Origin of the sequence: Pseudoxanthomonas composti (genome assembly GCF_004122095.1) — a bacterium.
Classification (GTDB): domain Bacteria; phylum Pseudomonadota; class Gammaproteobacteria; order Xanthomonadales; family Xanthomonadaceae; genus Pseudoxanthomonas_A; species Pseudoxanthomonas_A composti.
In genome coordinates, this window is sequence record NZ_SAWZ01000003.1 from 104,471 (window position 1) to 121,346 (window position 16,876).

Here is a 16,876-nt window from a genome sequence, read left to right on the forward strand (position 1 = left end):
CCCGGACGAAAGTCCCCACCGAATCGGTCGTTTCGATGTCCAAGATCAACCAGGTGCCAGCCAGCGCCGGTGCCCAATGGCTGCTGGATGGCCTCGTGCTGTTCCGCCGCGCCCCGCTGGCCCTGGCGCGCGTGAGCGTGCTCGGCTTCTCCCTGGCGCTGATGGCCACGCTGCTGGGCAGCCTGATGATGCAGCTCACCGCCGGCGTCCCGTTTCCGCTGTCGCTGCTGCCGCTGGCGCTGTACTGCGTGCTGGCGCTGGGCGTGCCGAGCTTCGTGTTCGCCGGCATCCTGTGGGCCGTGCGCGAGGTGCAGCAGGGACGCCCGGCATTGCCGCGGCACCTGCTCAAGGGCTTCGCCAGCCGGCGCATGCGCGCGCTGCTGGTGACCGCCCTGCCGCAGTTCGTGGCGGTGGTGCTGGCGGCGCTGGCGCTGATGGCCCTGCTGGGCACCGAGGGCGTGCAGCAGATCCTGGATGTCCTGCAGAAGCTGCAGGCGATGACCGCCGAGGGGCAACAACCGGACCCGGTGCAGGTGCAGGCGCTGGTGGCGCAGCTGCCGGCCGGGCGCATGCTGCTGTGGCTGATGCTGATCGTGGCGGCCACCCCGCTGGTGATCTGCCTGGTGATGCTAGCGATCCCGCAGATCGTGTTCTCCGGCACCCACGGCGGCACCGCGCTGCGCGACAGCCTGGTGGCCAACCTGCGCAACCTGCCGGCGATGCTGCTGTTCGCGGTGATCCTGGCGGTGGTGTTCTTCGCCACCAGCCTGGTGCTGCAGGTGATCGGCCTGCTGATCCAGGCGGTGCTGGGGCCGATGGTGGCGATGTTCGTCATCAACCTGGTGATGATGGGCGTGCTGATGCCGCTGGTGGCCGCCGCCGCGTATCACGCCTGGCATCAGATCTTCGAGCCCGCCGGGCTGCCGCCGGGGGTGCCGGCGCCGCAGGATCCGGGAACGTTTGCCGCATAAGGCTCAGGAGTGAGCGAAGAGGAGTGAGAAGTGAGTAAGAGCAAAGGCAGAGCACCGCTTTGGCTCACTCCTCACTCCTCGCTCCTCCCACTCACTCCTCGCTGCCCCCGAAGCGCCGCTGATCGCCCGGCCTGGGCACGACCCAGCGGCCGGCGATGATGCCGGCCTCGTACAGCAGGCACATCGGCACGGCCAGCATCAGGTTCAGGAGTGAGCGAAGAGGAGTGAGAAGTGAGTAAGAGCAAAGGCAGAGCGCCGCTTTGGCTCACTCCTCACTCCTCGCTCCTCCCACTCACTCCTCGCTTGATCCGAAGCGCCGCTGATCGCCCGGCCTGGGCACGACCCAGCGGCCGGCGATGATGCCGGCCTCGTACAGCAGGCACATCGGCACGGCCAGCATCAGCTGGGAGACCACGTCCGGCGGGGTCAGCAGCGCGGCGATCACGAACACGCCGACGATGGCGTAGCCGCGCCCTTCCTTGAGCTGCTCGGGCGTCACCACGCCCAGCGCCACTAGGATCACCAGCGCCACCGGCAGTTCGAAGCAGAAGCCGAACGCCAGGAAGATCACCGTCACCAGGTCCAGGTAGGTCGTGGCATCGGGCGTGATCGAGATCGCGTCGGGCTTGAAGGTGGTCAGGAAGTGGAACATCGCCGGCAGCACGCCGAAGTAGGCGAAGGCGCAGCCGATGTAGAACAGCAGCACCGCCGAGACCAGCAGCGGGATGGCCAGGCGTTTCTCGCGCTGGTACAGCCCCGGGGCCACGAACGACCAGGCCTGGTACAACAGCCACGGCGCGGCCAGGAACACCGACACGAACAGGGCCAGCTTGACCGGGGCGAAGAACGCGCCGGTGGGATTGACCGCGATGAAGGTTTGCCCGACGGGCAGCTGCGACAGCAGCGGCAGCGCGACCCAGTTGTAGAGCTTGCTGGTGAAGGGCAGCAGGCAGGCCATGACCACGGCCACGCCGATGATGCCGCGCAGCAGGCGCGCGCGAAGTTCCAGCAGGTGTTCCAGCAGGCTGCTCTCGGCCTGCTCGTCAGCCGGTAGGGACATCGGAATCTCGTTGCTTGGGCGGCGCCTGCGGGGAGGCGACGTCCGGGTTCACCTTGACCGGCTCATCCGGGTGCGGCGGGGGCGGGGCGGGGCGATCCTCCACGGCGTCGCGCACCTCATCGCGCACCTGGCCGAAATCGTGGCCGGCCTCGTGGGTGTGCTGACGGATCTCTTCCTCGGCCTTGCGCAGGTTGTCCTGGGCGGCCTTGAGCTCGCGCTTGAGCTCCTCAGCGGCGAGCTCGCGTTCGAGCTCGTCACGCACCGAGTTCCACTGGTTGCGCGCCTTGCGCACCCACATGCCGACGAAGCGCGCGGCCTTGGGCAGCCGCTCCGGGCCCAGGACCACGAGCGCCACCACGGCGATCACCAGCAGTTCGCCGGAACTGAATTCGAACATTGCGGACGGAAGCTAGCGCGCGGTCAGCGCGAATCGCGCTCGCGGGCGTCCTCGCGGACCTGCTCTTCCTTGCGCTTCTCGTCGGAAAGCTGGCCCTTGGGCTCCTCGTCCTTCATGCCCTTCTTGAATTCCTTGACCGCGCTGCCCAGGTCCTTGGCACCGCTGGTCAGGCGCTTGGTGCCGAACACCAGCAGCACGACGACCAAGACGATGACCCAATGCCAGATGCTCATGCCGCCCATGGGAGTACTCGTTCAAACCTGCGAAGGGGACCGCCAGCATAGCGCAGGCGTGTGACCGGTGCGCCCCGCGCGCAGTGGCGGCGGCGCTTCCGGGTCAGCCATCACGCGCTCAGGGCGAATCGCTCAGCGGCTCGGTGCGGATATCGCCGGCTTCCACCGGCTGGAAGCCCTGGGTCTGCTGGGCCGGCTGCGGCGCCGGCTGCCCGTTCAGCCCCTGGGTTTCCACGCCCGGGCGCTGCGTCGGCGCAGGCGGCGCCACCGGGGCCGAAGAAGTCACGCTGGGGCGCACGCCATCGGTGCCACGCGCCACCCGGGCGGCGTTGGTGGACTCCTCCAGCTCGTCACGGAAGGCGATCACATCGCCCGAGGGCGTGCCGCCACGGTTTTCCATGATCGCGCGCGGGGTGGCCTTGCTGCCGTAGGCCGCGGCGTTGGCCTCGCGGTCGATGGACAGCACCGCGCCATCCAGCGCCACGCCGGCGAACAGGCCGCGTGCACGCGACCAGGACCAGATCTCGGCCTTGAGCTGGCCATCGGTGGCCGCAGCGGCATTGCGACCCACCGGGCCGGCGGCCACGGCCGCGTCGGCGCCCAGGGTGAACTTGCCGTTGACGATGCTGTCGAGCGTGCGGTCGTTGCGGAACACCAGCACCACGTCGGAGGACTGCACGCCGGCCTGGAAGCCGATGCTGCCGCCGGTGAGCTTGATGAACACCGGTGGCGACCAGCTGCCGTCGGGCGTCTTGACCGACAGCAGGCCATGGCCACGGCGGCCGCCGATCACCAGGCCGGCCTTGAGCGTGTCGGGAATGACGATGATGGCCCGGCCCTCGTCCAGCAGCTTGTCCGGGATCGCCTGCTCGGGAATCTCGCGGATGTCCTGCAGCACGCGCACCGCGTTGCGGGCGCGCTCGTCCTCGGTGGAGCCGGCCCAGGCATGGCCCGCGGCCAGGGCCAGCAGCAGGGTGACGCCAATGCGCGCGCGACGGAAACCGTTGAGATGCATGGATGCTCCGGAAGACTCGAAGGGGGCGCTGGAAACCAGCGTGGACGGCGGTCCGGCCACGAACGCGGCCTGCCTTGGCACCGTAGTCAGCGACGCGTGAATCTGCCATGAGTTGGAAGCCGCTGTCAGCCCCGCCCCGCAACGCTCGCAGAGGACTCGCGCAGGGGGCGCGGCATCGGTGATCGCGCCGGCTTCTGTCATCATTCCGGCATGAACCAAGCCGCCGCCATGCCGACCCCTTCAGCGTATCCGCTCGTCCTGCTGGTCAACCTGGGCACGCCCGAGGCGCCGACCGCGCCGGCCGTGCGCCGCTACCTGGCCGAGTTCCTCAGCGACCGCCGCGTGGTCGCCATTCCGCCGCTGTTCTGGCAGCCGCTGTTGCGTGGGTTGATCCTGCCGCTGCGCGGCCCGAAGTCGGCGGCCAAGTACGCCAGCATCTGGATGGACGGTGGCTCGCCGCTGCTGGTCTACACCCGGGCCCTGGCCGCGGCCGTGCAGCAGCGCCTGCCGGAGCTGGAAGTGGACTACGCCATGCGCTATGGCGCGCCCTCGCTGCGCGCGCGCCTGGACGCCGCACGCCAGGCCGGGCGCCGGGTGCTGCTGCTGCCGCTGTATCCGCAGTACTCGACCACCACCACCGCCTCGATCGGCGATGTCGCCCAGGCCCGACACGCCGCCGGCACGCGCATGATCGAGCACTACTACGAGGACCCGGCCTGGCTCGCGGCGGTGGTGAACAGCATCGCCGCCTGGCGCCAGCAGCACGGGGCCGGCGAGCACCTGTTGTTCTCCTTCCATGGCCTGCCCCAGCGCGTGGCCAACAACGGCGACCCCTACCCGCAGCAGTGCGAGCGCAGCGCGGCGCTGATCGCGCAGGGGCTGGGCCTGCCGCCGGAGGCCTGGACGCTCACCTACCAGTCGCGCTTCGGCAGCGAGCGCTGGCTGCAGCCGGCCACCGATGCGGTGCTCAAGCAGCTGGCCGAGCGCGGCATCAAGCGCGTGGACGTGGCGTGCCCGGGCTTTGCCGTGGACTGCCTGGAGACGCTGGAGGAAGTGGGCATGCAGTTCGCCGAGGGCTTTGCCGAACACGGCGGGCAGCTGCGCTACATTCCCTGTCTGAACGCCTCGGCCGAACACGCCGACGCGCTGGCCCAGTGCATCGAGCGCGAATTGCACGCATGGGCGTGAGCGCGGCCGGGCTGTCGCTGCAGGAGGTCGCCATCCCCGCGGCGGTCGGGCCGATCGCCGCGCTGCGCGGCGGCACGCCCGGCGGCCTGCCGGTGATCGCCTTGCATGGCTGGCTGGACAATGCGGCCAGCTTCGTGCCGCTGGCCGCGCACCTGCCGGCCGAGTGGGATTTCATCGCCATCGACCTGCCCGGGCACGGCCGCAGCCCGCATTTGGGCGCGGGCGCCGAATACACGCTGGGCACGGCCCTGAACGCCATCCTCGACGTGGCCGATGCGCAGGGTTGGACGCGCTTCCATCTCCTAGGCCATTCGATGGGGGCCGGCATTGCCAGCCTGCTCGCCGCGGCCTGTCCGCAGCGCGTGCGTGCGCTGGTGGCGATCGAGGCCTTGGGCGCCCTGGGCGAGGCGGTTGAGAACACTGCCGAACGCCTGCGCGATGGCCTTGCCGCCACGCGCGAGCTGCCCAACCGGCGCCTGCGCCACTTTGCCGACCTGGCCGCGCCGGTGCGCGCGCGCATGCAGGCCAACGCGCTGTCGCAGGCCAATGCACGGCTGCTGGTCGAGCGCGGCGTGCGCGCGCTGGACGATGGCTACGTCTGGAGCACCGACCAGCGCCTGACCCTGCCCACGCTGGTGCGGCAGACCCAGGACCAGGCCGAGGCGCTGCTGGCGGCGATCGAGTGCCCGGCGCAGGTGATCTTCGCCGAGCCGGCGCAGCCGTATTTCCCGCACCAGATGCGCCAGCGCCGCGTGGCCCGGCTGCGCGATGGCCGCCTGGCGCTGCTGCCCGGCATGCACCACCTGCACATGGAAGACCCGCAGCCGGTGGCGCGCATCGTGCGCGAGTTCCTGGCGCCGTTTGCGGTGGCTTGACTGCGACGCGGGAAGAAGCCTGCGCGCGGGACCGCTCTTTCGAGACTGAACCTTGCCCTCAGCCGAGCAGCAGGCGCAACTGCGCCTTCAACGGCCGGCCCTGCTGGTGGAAGTAGTCGCGCTCGGCGCGCCACTGCGGGAAGCGTTGCTCGACCTCGTGCCAGAACGCGGGCGAGTGATTGGCCTGGATGAGATGGCAGAGCTCGTGCACCAGCACGTACTCGAAGGCCGAGGGCCGCGCCAGCACCAGCGCCAGGTCCAGCGCCAGCGCGCCGTCCGGGGCCAGCGATCCCCATTGCGAGGACATCACCTTCAGCCGCAGTCGCGAGGGCGCGCGCGGCAGGCCAGCCAGGTAGCGCGGCATCCAGCGGCCGACATCGGCGCGCGCCTGCGCCTCGTAGAACTCGCGCACGTTGCGGCGCATGACCGCCTCGCTGGCGCGCTCGGGCAGCTGGAACAGCGCCCCGTCATCGTCCAGCGACAGCCGCGCGAAGCGGCCTTCCTGCCAGCGCAGCGGCACCAGCTGTCCGCGCAGGGGCAGCACGCCATCTTCGCCGCGCTGCAGTGGCACCAGCACATCGTCGTGGCGGCAGCGCGCCAGCTGCTCGACCAGCCAGTCGCTGTGCTCGCGCAGGAAGCGCTCGCCGGCGATGAGGCTTGCCCGCACCGGCAGGGTCAGGCGCGCGCCACGCTCGTCCACGCTCAAACGGATGCGGCGCGCGCGCGGATCGCGCACGCGCAGGACTTCGATCTCGCCCGACGCCAGCGAGAGCCGCACGGTGTCGCGCTCGACCACTTGCGGCCGGGGCGCGATCAGGCGTCGTAGCAACTTGGGCATGCGCCAAGCATACCGCCGGCGTCGGCCGGCGGCGTGAGGTCAGCGCGGTGGCGCGCGATGGATCAGCCGTCGACCTTGCTCAGCTTCAGCGCGCCTTCCAGCAGCACGAACATGCGTCGCACCTCGGCCGACATCAGGGTGAAGCGCGCATCGAGTTCGGCGCGGATGTCATCGCGCTCGGTGTTTTCCAGCTCGTCCACCGCCCCGTCCAGGAACTTGAGCTTGCGGATGATCAGGTCATCGCCCAGCACGAAGGACACGTGGTCATCCAGGTTCAGCGCCAGCTTGGTCACCTGCTTGCCCGCTTCCAGGTGCTTGTCGATCTCCTGGCAGCGCAGCTCCTGCTTTTGGCACTTCACCACCGCGCCGCCTTCCATCGCATCCTTCATCTCGCACTCATCGCCCAGCGACAGGCCCTCGGGCAGCGGCTCGCCGGCGATCCAGCCGGTCAGGATCGAACGCGGCGCGACCTCGGCATTGAGCGGCATCGCCGGAAAGCTGCCCATCGACCGGCGGACCTCGGACACCACCGTCTCCCCGCTCTTGCGCGAGGAGCTGTCCACGGCGATGAAACCGTGATCCAGGTCGATCAGCGCATCGGTGCGCGAGGGCTTGACGAAGGCGCGCGGCAGCAGCTCGTGCAGCAGGTCGTCCTTCAGGCGCTTGCGGGTCTTGCCGCCCGGCCGCCGGCCTTCCTTTTCCTCGATCTCGTCCAGCTTGCGCGCCAGCATCTCGTTGACCACCGCGCCGGGCAGGATCTTGTCCTCGGCCCCGGAACTGAGCCAGATCGCGTTGCCCACGCGATGCGAGAACGCCTCGTCGCCGCGGCCGAAGGGCGGGACGAAGCCGCGCGAGTTCATTTCCAGCGGGCCGACCGGCTTGAGCGCGGCCGGCGGCAGGAAGGTGTCCAGCTCGGAGAAGTCCAGCGAGGTAGGGAAGCGGAACAGCGTCAGGTTGCGAAAGAACATCGAACATCCAGTTGAGGTGGGCGGGCGCCGGCTTGCGCGGCGCCCGCGGGAGGGTCACTTGCCGACCAGTTGGACGGCGTCGATGCCAGGACGGTTGTCGATGGCGTTGGTCGCCAGGGTCAGACGCACGCCCTTGGCCTTGTAGGGGGTGGCCTGGAAGCTGCGCATGAACCAGTTGATCTCGTTGGGTTCGTACGCGTCGGTGTCGCTGCCTTCCCAGACCACGTGCCTGGCGCCGGCGTCGTCCAGCAGCTCGACCTTGATGATCGCACCGGGGCCGCTGACCTGGCGCACGCGCACCTCGGTGGCATTGACCGGCTTGTCGTAGCCCAGCTCCAGCCACTCGATGCCGGCGTTGGCCTTCTCCGGTGCCCAGGCCACGTCGGTGCTGCTGGTGTTCTCCGCATCGGGCACGCCGGTGGCGGCGACGGCCTCGTAGTGATGCTGGTCGTTCTTGATCAAGGTGGCGTAGGTGGTGCTGGCGGTGGCGCTGCTGGCCCACTGGCCATCGGCGTCGTCCAGGATCTTCTGGTTGTCCAGCGCGCGCTGGATCTTGGCCTGCTTCTCCGCGGCCAGGCGCTCGGCCTCGGTGGGCTCGGCCGGGGTCGCAGGCGCGCGCTCGGTCTGCGCGGGCGCTTCGGTGGCGGGCGAGGCGGCCTCGGCCGGGGCCGGCGCGGCCTCGGGTTCTGCCTTCTTGCAGGCGGACAGCGACAGGGCGGACAGCAGCATCAGCGAGGCGGGGACAACGATCGACCTGGACACGTGCAAACTCCTTTTTCTACCGTGGGTGCATGGCCACCGGGCGGCAGCCGTTCGAAAAACGTCTTGCGGGATGGGTCAGTGCTCGTCCGTGGCCTGGCCCGTCAGCCACGCGCGGGCATCGGGCAGGGCGGTATCGGCCGCGTGTCCCAGGGACATGAAATCGAACAGCCTGGGATCGGCCAGCTGCGAGGGGCGGATATCGCCCATGGCGCGCGCGATCTGTTCGATGCGCCCGGGGTGTTCCTTCTCCCAGGCCTTGAGCATGTTGCCGACCTGGCGACGTTGCAGGTTTTCCTGGCTGCCGCACAGGTTGCAGGGAATGATCGGGAATGCGCGCGCGGCGGCGTAGTCGACGATGTCGGCCTCGCGCACATAGGCCAGCGGGCGGATCACCACGTGCTGGCCGTCGTCGGACAGCAGCTTGGGCGGCATGGCCGCCAGCTTGGCGTGGTGGAACAGATTCATGAACAAGGTCGCCACCATGTCGTCGCGGTGGTGACCCAGGGCGATCTTGGTGAAGCCGTGCGCGGCTGCGTAGGCATACAGCGCGCCGCGGCGCAGGCGCGAGCACAGCGAGCACATGGTCTTGCCTTCCGGCACCACCCGGCTGACCACCGAATAGGTGTCCTGCTCGATGATGTGGTACGCCACGCCCAGCTGGCCCAGGTAGTCGGGCAGGACGTGCTCGGGAAAGCCCGGCTGCTTCTGGTCCAGGTTCACCGCCACCAGCTCGAACGGCACCGGCGCCTTCTTCTGGAGCTGCAGCAGCACGTCCAGCAGGGTGTAGCTGTCCTTGCCGCCGGACAGGCACACCATGACCTTGTCGCCGGCCTGGATCATGCCGAAATCGGCGATGGCCTGGCCGACCTGGCGGCGCAGGCGCTTGGCCAGCTTGTCGTGCTCGCGCGCGTGGCGGCGCGGGTCGGCCGCCGCTCGCCGCGGGGCGGGGTCGGCCAGCAGTTGGGGAAGGGGCAGGGGGGTGCTCATCAGCCCGCTAGTTTAGCGGCGCGGCGTATCCGGGCGCGGCGCGACGCCCGCGCCCGGGAGATCGTCGACGGACCTTCAGTCGACCCAGATCAGGTTCTTGGTCTGCGGGTCGGTGGTGACATCGCTGACCCGGTCGCCGTTGAACTGCACCTGGAACTCGCTGAAGCTGCTGCGCCAGTAGCGCCAGATCTTCGCATCCAGGTTCGGGTTCTCGCTGCTCATCGGATAGCCCAGCGACATCAGCACCTGCTCGCGGGTCATGCCCTTGGTGATCTGCGCGTTGGCGATGGCGGTCTTGATCTTCTCCGGGTAGCCGGCGATCTTGGTCTTGGGGTCCTCGGTCACCACCCAGCGCTTGGTGAAGGCGGCATCGTCCAGGTCGCGGCTGTAGTCGTTGCCGATGGACTGCTTCTGGCCGTCGACGCGGATGTGGGTGCGGTAGCGGCCATAGCCGGTCACTTCCACCGGCGTGCCCACCGGCAGGATGCGCTTGCCGTTCTCGGCGTAGTTGTTGTCGCTGGCCCAGCTGCCATCGGTGCGCAGGTTGCAGCAGAGGAAGCCGCTGTACTTGTCGGCGGCAGAGGCCGGGGTGGCGGAAGCGGCCAGGCCCAGGACGGCGCACAGGACCAACGGGAAGGCGGACGGACGCATAAGACTCCTTTCTGTCGGCGGCCACTGCCGCCGGAACGATGGACGAACGCGGCGACAGGCTATCCGTCGCCACGCGCCCATTGTGCGATGCCGGGAGCATCGGTGGCAGCCCCATTGGCGTGCGGGTCCCACCGAGCGGGTCACAGGGGCACCGGGCTGCGTGTAAGCTGCGGGCGTGGACGCACCGGACTCGGACATCGTCAGCCGCCTCAGCCAGCTTCGTGGCGAACACCGCGAGCTGGACGAGGAGATCGCGCGCCGGGTCGCCGAGCTGCAGGCCGACGAGTTGGCCGTCAAACGGCTCAAGAAGCGCAAGCTCTGGCTCAAGGACTGCATCGCGCGTCTGGAAAGCGCGCTGATCCCCGACCAGCCCGCCTGAGCCACGCGTCAGGATTGACCCTGCAGCGTCAGCTGCGCCGCTGGCCCGCCAGGGCACGCCAGGGCGGCCCTGCGACTGCAGCGGCGCTGAAAACGTTACAAACTGTGCCCGCCGCCCCAGTTCATACACGTCAATGCGCCCCCGTCTGGAGATTGGCCTGCTCTTTGCGTGAAGACCCCCGTGATCCAGGGGGAATCGTTCCAGTGAACCGTTTTGAGCCGTTGCTTGTTTCGTCCACGCTTGCGCCGCCGGTGTCCCGGCCGGCCTGGCGGGTCACGCGCCGCCTGCCTGGCGACGCGCTGCAGGAGATCTTCGCCCTGCGACGGGAGGTCTACTTCAACGAGCAGGGCCTGGCCCAGGACCACGACACCCGCGTGTCGGACCTGTTGGACAGCGCCGCGACCCATGTCTGCGTCAGTCGCGACCAGGACCTGGCCGGCGCCCTGCGCATGACCGACCTGTCCCAGGCCGGGGTGCTGGAGACCTGGGGCATCAGCCTGGCGCTGGACCGCTTCAGCGAGGCCTTCGGGCCCGAAGCGATCTCGGTGGGCTCGCGCCTGGTGGTGCTGCTGGAGCAGCGGCGCCGCGACGTGCTGGACCGGCTGATGGCCGAGGCCTACAAGCGTTGCCTGGAGCGCGGCACGCGCTTTGGCCTGATCAGCTGCGTGCCCTCGCTGGGGCCGCTGTTCGAACACTACGGCTTCCGCGAATACCTGCCGCCGCTGGTGCAGTCCAATGGCGAGGCGCTGCTGCGCATGGCTATGGTCTGCGAGGACGCGGACCATTTCGATGCCTGCGGTTCCAACCTGCTCGGGCTGGTGCGCAATGCCGCGGTGGGGCGCGAAGCCCGCGCGTGGCTGGAGCAGACCTTCCCGGTCCTGCACTGAGCCCTGCACGGTCCGGCCCGGCACGCAGGTGCCGGGCGCCTACTCGGCGGGCGTTTCCGGCTCGGGGCGCGCCGCTTCCGGGCTGACGCGTTCGATGGTGTGGCGCAGCTCGCGGCCGAGGATGGTCTTGGCGTCCTTGGCCCAGGCGTCCATGCGCGCGTCGAACAGCAGCTTGCTGTTCTCGTCCGGCCACACCAGGCGCAGCTCGCGCAGCTTCTGGATGAAGCTGCGGAACAAGGCCTTGTCGAAGAATTCCGGCGCCGCCGGGGCGTACAGCAGGCTCAGGCGCTGGGCCGCCTGCTGGCACAGGCTTTCCAGTTCCGCCGCGGCGAGCACGCCGGGGCCGTTCTTCACCAGGATCGAGATGGCGATGTAATAGCGCTCGAAGGCCTGCTGCAGCGAATGGCCGATCGCGCGCAGGCGAAACACCTCGTCGGTCTGTCCGGCATTGCGCTGCAGGATGCCGCCATCGTCATCGCCCACCCGCTCCATCAGCCCGGCATCGACGAACACCTGCACCACGCGCCCGATGCGCTCGGCGAACTCGTCCTCGGTCCAGGGCAGGAACAGCTCGGTCTGCAGGAACGGGTACAGCGAGCGCCCCAGCTTGACCACCCGGTTGCAGGACATGCGGCGGTTGTTCTGGAAGCAGCAGGCGATCCACGAGGCGGCGGTGAACAGATGCACCACGTTGTTGCGGTAGTAGCTGAGCAGCACCGCGGTGTCCTCGTCGACCACGTCGATGACATCGCCCAGCGGGTGGCTGATGCGACGGATGACGTTGATCTCCAGGCCGTGGGCGATGATGCGCTCGGCGCTGTGCGGGGTGACGGTGACGCGGTCCGAGTACGGCATGCGCGAGAGCAGCGTCTTGGACAGCTCGATCTGCGCGATCAGGTCCGACTCGGCCATCGCATGCTTGGGCGTGGACAGCAGCGCCAGGGCCAGCAGGTTGATCGGGTTGACGTCGGCGGCGCCGTTGATGCGTACGTGGATCTCGTTGGCCAGCTGGTCGATGGTGTCCGACAGCCAGGCCGGCTTCTCCTCCTCGCCCAACGGTTGGCCATCCCAGTCCGGGGCGCGCTCTGCCAGGATGCGGGTCAGCGGGATGGCCTCGCCGAAGTTCACCACCACCTGGCCGTAGTCCGAGCGCAGGATCTTGGGGATGGACCACAGCAGGCCCCAGATGGATTCCTTGGCCTTGGGGCGGCCTGAGAGTTCGTCCAGGTAGCTGGAGCCCTCGATCAGCTTCTCGTAGCCGATGTAGATCGGCTGGAACAGCACCGGGCGCCGCGGCTGGCGCAGGTAGGCGCGCACGGTCATGGACAGCATGCCGCCCTTGGGCTGCAGCAGGCGCCCGGTGCGCGAGCGCCCGCCTTCGATGAAGTACTCGATGGAGTAACCGCCGGCCACCAGCTGCGCGACGTACTCGGTGAACACCGCCGAGTACAGCGGGTTGCCGCGGAAGGAGCGGCGCATGAAGAACGCCCCGCCCTTGCGCAGCAGGGTGCCGATCACCGGCAGGTTGAGGTTGATGCCCGCGGCGATGTGCGGCGGCACGATGCCGCGTTCGTACAGCAGGTAGGACAGCAGCAGGTAATCCATGTGGCTGCGGTGGCTGGGCACATAGACCACCTCGTGCCCGGGCGCGGCCTCCTTCAGCGTGTCCAGGTGATGCACCAGCACGCCGCGGTAGATGCGGTTCCACACATGGCTGAGCAGGAAGCTGGCCGAGCGCACCACCGGGTTGGAGTAGTCCGCGGCGATCTCCCAGGCATAGGCCTGGGCCTTGCGCCAGGTGTCCTCGGGCTTGGCGCTGTCGCGGCGGGCCTGGTCGGCGATGGCCTGCTTGACCGGCTCGGAGGCCAGCACCTGGTCCACCAGCAGGCGGCGGGTGGACAGGTCCGGGCCGATCACCGCCTCGCGGATGCGGTTGAAGTGGGTCCGCAGCACGCGCGAGAGCTTGCGCACGGTGCGCTCTGGCTCCAGCCCCTCATCGATGGTCTGGCGCAGCGACACCGGCGGGGAGAAGCGCACGATGGTGTCGCGGCCGTTGAGCAGCAGCGCCAGCAGCCGGCGGAAGCGGCCGACGATGGCCCAGTTCTCCGAGAACAGCACCGAGAACCAGCCGCTGGCCTTGTCCGGCGAGCGGCCCACGAAGATCGACACCGGCACCAGCTGGACGTCGAGTTCGCGATGGAATCGGTGCGCCTGCAGCAGCTTGGCCAGCGAGCCGGAATGGGTCTTGGTGCTGCCGGCCTCGGGGATCAGCGTGCTGGCGTTGCGGCGGGACAGGGCGACGTAGGCGCGCTTGCGGCCCAGCATGTCCCCGGGCAGCGGAACCAGCGGCGAGGGCAGGCCGGCGTCCTGGCAGGCGCGGTCCAGGATCATCGCGTTGGACAGGCCGTAGTCTTCCAGCACGTAGCAGACCGGGCGGTCGTCGATCAGGTCGCGCGGAACGTCCGGTTCGATGCTCAGGCTCAGCCAGGGATCGACCACGCGCCGGGTCAGCCGGCTCCACAGCGGCGGCCTTGCCGCGCGCGCGGGCACCGTGGCCGGCAACGACCGCGAGGCGGCCACCGGCGCCTCGCTGGGCACCTGTGCGGCCGGCGTCTCGGGGGGCTGCGGGGGAGGAAAGGGGAGCGGGTTCTGGTCGGGCATCGGCGACATTATGGCTTAGCGGCCCGGGCGACCTTGTCGGCCGGACGCGCCGGCGGGGATTTGTCGTCCGCTGCAGGCTTGGCCTGGTCGGCAGCCGGGTCCGGCGGCTGTGGGTCCGGTGCCTGCGCACCCTGGCGCGCTGCCTCGGCCTGGGCCAGCACGTCGGCCGGGTACCAGTGCCCGTTGCGGCGCTTCATCTGCACGGTGTGGACGATCTCGCGCTCGCCCAGCGGGTAGCGGATCTCCACCTGCGCCACATCGCCCTGCTCGGAGATCAGGCCGGTGCGCAGCCTGTCCAGGCTGGCATCCAGGTCCAGCCCATAGCTGGCGGTCACCGACTTGAACGCCTCCGCCAGCGGCGCCAGCTTCGAAAGGCCCGGCAGCAGGCCGGCCTTGCGCAGGTCGGTGGCGCTGCCCAGGCCGGTGGCGCGCGCGCCCACGACCAGTTCGCGCACCGCCAGGTGCGCGCGGGTGGCATCGGCCAACGGTGCGTTTTGGGCCCAGTCGCCGAGCGCCTGGATCACCTGCACGTAGTAACGGCGCTGCGGCTCGGGATAGTCGCTCTGGTACTGCACGTACTGGCTGCCGAACAGCGCCAGGGTGCGTGCGGCGGCCTTGAGGTCGCGCTCCTGACGGGCGAACTGCCGGTCGAAGGCGGCATTGAGCCGGCGTTCGGCGTCGGGGGTGGTCAGGGTGGTCAGCAGGCCGGGCACACGCTCGCCCAGCGGCAGCTCGGCCAGCGGCCAGTCGCTGCGGCCTTCGCGCCAGGCCTGGTCCAGCGCCTGCAGATCCTCGGCCGGCGCGGCGGCGCGGGCGAAGCCGGCCAGGTCGTTGCGGCGCAGGTGTTCGGCCAGGGCCTTGACCGAGGCGGCCGGCTGCGAGCTGGCGCCGGCCAGCGGCGCAGGCGCGGGCTTGCAGGCGGTCAGCCACAGCGACATCGCCAGCCCGGTCACGATCAGTGGCCGCCGGGCGGCCTGGAGTACTTGCCTCATTGCCGGTGATCCCCGAAATCCGGGTTCATCTTGGCTGCTGCCGACGCGACTCGGCAAGGGAGCCGGCCGGCGCGGGCCGGCAGCGATGCTGGATTCTTCCGAGGCGGGTGCCCCCTGTGGGAGCGGCGCGCCGACTCGGATGCGTCGCCCGGCCGCATCGAAAAAAAAGCTCCGACCCTTGCGGGGCGGAGCTTTCCAAGACGGCACGAGGCCGTAGGACAGGTTTGTGGCAACGTTCCGGCAGCACCGGACGGCGCACAGCGTACGCGCCGCATCAAGCTAATGCAATACCTGAAGAAAACTCACATAAGCCATTGAATTTAGGGGATACATTCCTGAATCTCATCCCGGATCGCGCGGGCTGCCGCCTGCGGGTCGGCGGCCAGGCGGATCGGGCGTCCGACCACGATGGCGTCGGCGCCCCGGGCAAACGCCTCGCCCACGCCCAGGGTGCGCTTCTGGTCGTCGCCCACCGGCCCGCCGGGACGGATGCCTGGACAGACGATGGAGAAGCCGGGCCCGGTGGCCGCGCGGATCAATCCAGCCTCCTGCCCCGAGCAGATCACCCCGTCGATGCCTGCGGCCTGCGCAGCCAGGGCGCGCTCGACCACCACCGTCTCCGGTGCCTTGTCGATGCCCATGCCGCGCAGGTCATCGCCATCCATCGAGGTCAGCACGGTCACCGCCAGCAGGCGCAGGTCGCCGGCGCGCGCGGTAGCCGCCGCTTCCATCATCGCCGGGTGCCAGCCGTGGATGGTGGCGAAGGTCACCGGCCAGCGCGACAACCCGGAGATCACCCCGGCGATGGTGGCCGGGATGTCGAAGAACTTCAGGTCCACGAAGATCTTCTTCTCGCGCCTGGCCAGCGCGTCGAGCACGGTGAAGTAATCGCCCGAGGCCAGCAGCTCCATGCCGATCTTGTAGAAGCTGACCGTATCGCCCAAGCGGTCCACCCATTCCAGGGCCTGGGCGCCATCGTGGGCGTCCAGGGCGAAGATCAGGCGGTCCTGGGCGGCCAGCTGCAGCGGGGCACGCGGGGTGCGGGGCTGTGCGTTCATTCGGCCACCTCCAGCGCGGCGCGTTTGGCGGCGCGGCGGGACTCGCGCGGCTGCTTGAAGTCGTTGCCGAACAGTGCCGGCTCCCAGGACCCGTAGGTCGGCCCGGGCAGCATCCACCAGCGCTGGCCGAACCATTGGCCGTACTGGGCAAGCAGGCGCGCCCGTCCCTCGGGCGTGTTCTGGTCGACATGGACGAAATCGCCCAGCTGGTCGCCGAACTGCATCAGCACGCGGTAGCGCTGCCCGGCCAGGCGGCGGCGGCAATCCTTCTCGCTGCCCTTGGACTGGCAGCCGGGCACCTGGGTGCCCAGGCCCAGGAACACGCTGTCATCGGCCACTGGCAAGCCGGCCTGGCGCAGGTTGGACAGGGTGGCGTCCTTGAGCTGGACGGCGCGGTTGGAGATGTAGACCAGGGTGATGCCGCGGGCATTGGCGGCCTTGGCGAAGTCCACCACGCCCGGCACCGGCTTGGCCTTGGCCTCGGCGACCCAGGCATTCCAGGTGGCGTCGCTGTACTCGGCGTTGTCGCGGATCAGGCGCGCCTGGTAGGGCGAGTTGTCCAGCACGGTCTCGTCCAGGTCCAGCACGATGGCGGGCTTGAGGCCTTTGACGGCATTGCCGCGTTCGGCCGGCACCAGCGCGTCCCAGTCGCGCGAGGTCAGGGCGGCCTCCAGCTGCGCGGTGGCCGCGCGGTAGGTCTGCGTGGCCGCGGCCTGGTATTCGGCCGAGCGCTGCACCCACAGCACGGCGTTGAGGTTGTCGTCGGCCGGGGCGGTGGGGGTGGTGGGGACCAGCTGGACGGCCGGGGCGGTCGCGGCCGGCGGCGCGGACTGGCAGGCGGCGAGCAGCAGGCCGCAGGCGGCCAGCAGCGAGGGAAGCGCGAGACGGGGCATGGGCGGGACCGGTGAAAACTGCGGCGCGATTCTACAGCCTCGCGCCGCCGACCCGGCCCGC

Annotated in this window: 18 protein-coding genes; 5 read left to right on the forward strand and 13 right to left on the reverse strand. The window is 69.7% G+C overall.

Annotated elements, in window-relative coordinates; translation table 11 throughout:
• Positions 1-35: 35 nt before the first annotated feature.
• The gene (locus EPA99_RS06955) at positions 36-971 is read left to right on the forward strand and encodes a BPSS1780 family membrane protein (RefSeq protein WP_129470490.1); all 936 of its coding nucleotides are present in this window, start codon (positions 36-38) and stop codon (positions 969-971) included.
• 292 nt (positions 972-1,263) lie between these two features.
• On the opposite strand, the gene tatC is transcribed toward EPA99_RS06955, so the two are convergent.
• The 4 genes from tatC to EPA99_RS06975 form a co-directional block, all read right to left on the reverse strand.
• Positions 1,264-2,031: a twin-arginine translocase subunit TatC gene (gene tatC / locus EPA99_RS06960; RefSeq protein WP_129470491.1), complete on the reverse strand. Its 768-nt coding sequence runs from the start codon at positions 2,029-2,031 to the stop codon at positions 1,264-1,266.
• Positions 2,015-2,428, reverse strand: coding sequence for a Sec-independent protein translocase protein TatB (gene tatB, locus EPA99_RS06965; RefSeq protein ID WP_129470492.1), 414 nt, complete (start codon positions 2,426-2,428; stop codon positions 2,015-2,017). The genes tatC and tatB overlap by 17 nt, the downstream gene beginning before the upstream one ends.
• 23 nt (positions 2,429-2,451) lie before the next feature.
• Entirely contained in the window at positions 2,452-2,670 is a 219-nt protein-coding gene (gene tatA / locus EPA99_RS06970; protein ID WP_129470493.1) for a Sec-independent protein translocase subunit TatA, read from the reverse strand.
• 109 nt (positions 2,671-2,779) lie between these two features.
• The gene (locus tag EPA99_RS06975; RefSeq protein ID WP_129470494.1) at positions 2,780-3,676 is read right to left on the reverse strand and encodes a lipid-binding SYLF domain-containing protein; all 897 of its coding nucleotides are present in this window, start codon (positions 3,674-3,676) and stop codon (positions 2,780-2,782) included.
• A 210-nt stretch (positions 3,677-3,886) separates the two neighbouring features.
• On the opposite strand from EPA99_RS06975, the gene hemH reads away from it, so the two are divergent.
• Both hemH and EPA99_RS06985 read left to right on the forward strand, forming a co-directional pair.
• The gene (gene hemH / locus EPA99_RS06980) at positions 3,887-4,864 is read left to right on the forward strand and encodes a ferrochelatase (RefSeq protein ID WP_425479178.1); all 978 of its coding nucleotides are present in this window, start codon (positions 3,887-3,889) and stop codon (positions 4,862-4,864) included.
• Positions 4,865-4,881: 17 nt separating this feature from the next.
• On the forward strand, positions 4,882-5,739 hold the full coding sequence (locus EPA99_RS06985; RefSeq protein ID WP_425479185.1) for an alpha/beta fold hydrolase: 858 nt from the start codon (positions 4,882-4,884) through the stop codon (positions 5,737-5,739).
• A gap of 58 nt (positions 5,740-5,797) precedes the next feature.
• Here EPA99_RS06985 and EPA99_RS06990 read toward each other — a convergent pair whose 3' ends face one another.
• The 5 genes from EPA99_RS06990 to bamE form a co-directional block, all read right to left on the reverse strand.
• On the reverse strand, positions 5,798-6,577 hold the full coding sequence (locus EPA99_RS06990; RefSeq protein WP_129470496.1) for a M48 family metallopeptidase: 780 nt from the start codon (positions 6,575-6,577) through the stop codon (positions 5,798-5,800).
• A 62-nt stretch (positions 6,578-6,639) separates the two neighbouring features.
• Complete coding sequence (locus tag EPA99_RS06995) at positions 6,640-7,545, reverse strand: recombination-associated protein RdgC (protein ID WP_129470497.1); 906 nt, start codon at positions 7,543-7,545, stop codon at positions 6,640-6,642.
• A 54-nt stretch (positions 7,546-7,599) separates the two neighbouring features.
• Complete coding sequence (locus tag EPA99_RS07000; protein ID WP_129470498.1) at positions 7,600-8,307, reverse strand: hypothetical protein; 708 nt, start codon at positions 8,305-8,307, stop codon at positions 7,600-7,602.
• Between the two features lie 75 nt (positions 8,308-8,382).
• The gene (ttcA, locus tag EPA99_RS07005; RefSeq protein ID WP_129470499.1) at positions 8,383-9,294 is read right to left on the reverse strand and encodes a tRNA 2-thiocytidine(32) synthetase TtcA; all 912 of its coding nucleotides are present in this window, start codon (positions 9,292-9,294) and stop codon (positions 8,383-8,385) included.
• A gap of 75 nt (positions 9,295-9,369) precedes the next feature.
• Positions 9,370-9,945, reverse strand: coding sequence for an outer membrane protein assembly factor BamE domain-containing protein (gene bamE, locus EPA99_RS07010; protein WP_129470500.1), 576 nt, complete (start codon positions 9,943-9,945; stop codon positions 9,370-9,372).
• A gap of 175 nt (positions 9,946-10,120) precedes the next feature.
• Between bamE and EPA99_RS07015 the strand changes: the two genes are divergently transcribed.
• Both EPA99_RS07015 and EPA99_RS07020 read left to right on the forward strand, forming a co-directional pair.
• Entirely contained in the window at positions 10,121-10,324 is a 204-nt protein-coding gene (locus tag EPA99_RS07015; protein ID WP_129470501.1) for a YdcH family protein, read from the forward strand.
• A 203-nt stretch (positions 10,325-10,527) separates the two neighbouring features.
• Complete coding sequence (locus EPA99_RS07020; protein WP_129470502.1) at positions 10,528-11,211, forward strand: GNAT family N-acetyltransferase; 684 nt, start codon at positions 10,528-10,530, stop codon at positions 11,209-11,211.
• A gap of 39 nt (positions 11,212-11,250) precedes the next feature.
• Here EPA99_RS07020 and plsB read toward each other — a convergent pair whose 3' ends face one another.
• The 4 genes from plsB to EPA99_RS18910 form a co-directional block, all read right to left on the reverse strand.
• The gene (plsB, locus tag EPA99_RS07025; RefSeq protein WP_129470503.1) at positions 11,251-13,881 is read right to left on the reverse strand and encodes a glycerol-3-phosphate 1-O-acyltransferase PlsB; all 2,631 of its coding nucleotides are present in this window, start codon (positions 13,879-13,881) and stop codon (positions 11,251-11,253) included.
• Positions 13,881-14,864 carry a hypothetical protein gene (locus EPA99_RS07030; RefSeq protein WP_241688304.1) on the reverse strand — a complete coding sequence of 328 codons (984 nt, stop codon included), beginning with the start codon at positions 14,862-14,864 and terminating at the stop codon, positions 13,881-13,883. Before EPA99_RS07030 ends, plsB begins: the two co-directional genes overlap by 1 nt.
• 320 nt (positions 14,865-15,184) lie before the next feature.
• A complete protein-coding gene (gene pyrF / locus EPA99_RS07035; protein ID WP_241688305.1) occupies positions 15,185-15,922 on the reverse strand; it encodes an orotidine-5'-phosphate decarboxylase in 738 nt (245 codons plus the stop codon).
• Entirely contained in the window at positions 15,919-16,815 is an 897-nt protein-coding gene (locus tag EPA99_RS18910) for a 5'-nucleotidase, lipoprotein e(P4) family (RefSeq protein ID WP_129470505.1), read from the reverse strand. The genes pyrF and EPA99_RS18910 overlap by 4 nt, the downstream gene beginning before the upstream one ends.
• Positions 16,816-16,876: the final 61 nt, after the last annotated feature.

Coding starts and splice junctions, on each gene's coding strand:
- EPA99_RS06955 (WP_129470490.1), top strand. CDS start 36: ATGTCCAAGATCAACCAGGTGCCAGCCAGCGCCGGTGCCCAATGGCTG.
- tatC (WP_129470491.1), bottom strand. CDS start 2,031: ATGTCCCTACCGGCTGACGAGCAGGCCGAGAGCAGCCTGCTGGAACAC.
- tatB (WP_129470492.1), bottom strand. CDS start 2,428: ATGTTCGAATTCAGTTCCGGCGAACTGCTGGTGATCGCCGTGGTGGCG.
- tatA (WP_129470493.1), bottom strand. CDS start 2,670: ATGGGCGGCATGAGCATCTGGCATTGGGTCATCGTCTTGGTCGTCGTG.
- EPA99_RS06975 (WP_129470494.1), bottom strand. CDS start 3,676: ATGCATCTCAACGGTTTCCGTCGCGCGCGCATTGGCGTCACCCTGCTG.
- hemH (WP_425479178.1), top strand. CDS start 3,887: ATGAACCAAGCCGCCGCCATGCCGACCCCTTCAGCGTATCCGCTCGTC.
- EPA99_RS06990 (WP_129470496.1), bottom strand. CDS start 6,577: ATGCCCAAGTTGCTACGACGCCTGATCGCGCCCCGGCCGCAAGTGGTC.
- EPA99_RS06995 (WP_129470497.1), bottom strand. CDS start 7,545: ATGTTCTTTCGCAACCTGACGCTGTTCCGCTTCCCTACCTCGCTGGAC.
- ttcA (WP_129470499.1), bottom strand. CDS start 9,294: ATGAGCACCCCCCTGCCCCTTCCCCAACTGCTGGCCGACCCCGCCCCG.
- bamE (WP_129470500.1), bottom strand. CDS start 9,945: ATGCGTCCGTCCGCCTTCCCGTTGGTCCTGTGCGCCGTCCTGGGCCTG.
- plsB (WP_129470503.1), bottom strand. CDS start 13,881: ATGTCGCCGATGCCCGACCAGAACCCGCTCCCCTTTCCTCCCCCGCAG.
- EPA99_RS07030 (WP_241688304.1), bottom strand. CDS start 14,864: ATGAGGCAAGTACTCCAGGCCGCCCGGCGGCCACTGATCGTGACCGGG.
- pyrF (WP_241688305.1), bottom strand. CDS start 15,922: ATGAACGCACAGCCCCGCACCCCGCGTGCCCCGCTGCAGCTGGCCGCC.
- EPA99_RS18910 (WP_129470505.1), bottom strand. CDS start 16,815: ATGCCCCGTCTCGCGCTTCCCTCGCTGCTGGCCGCCTGCGGCCTGCTG.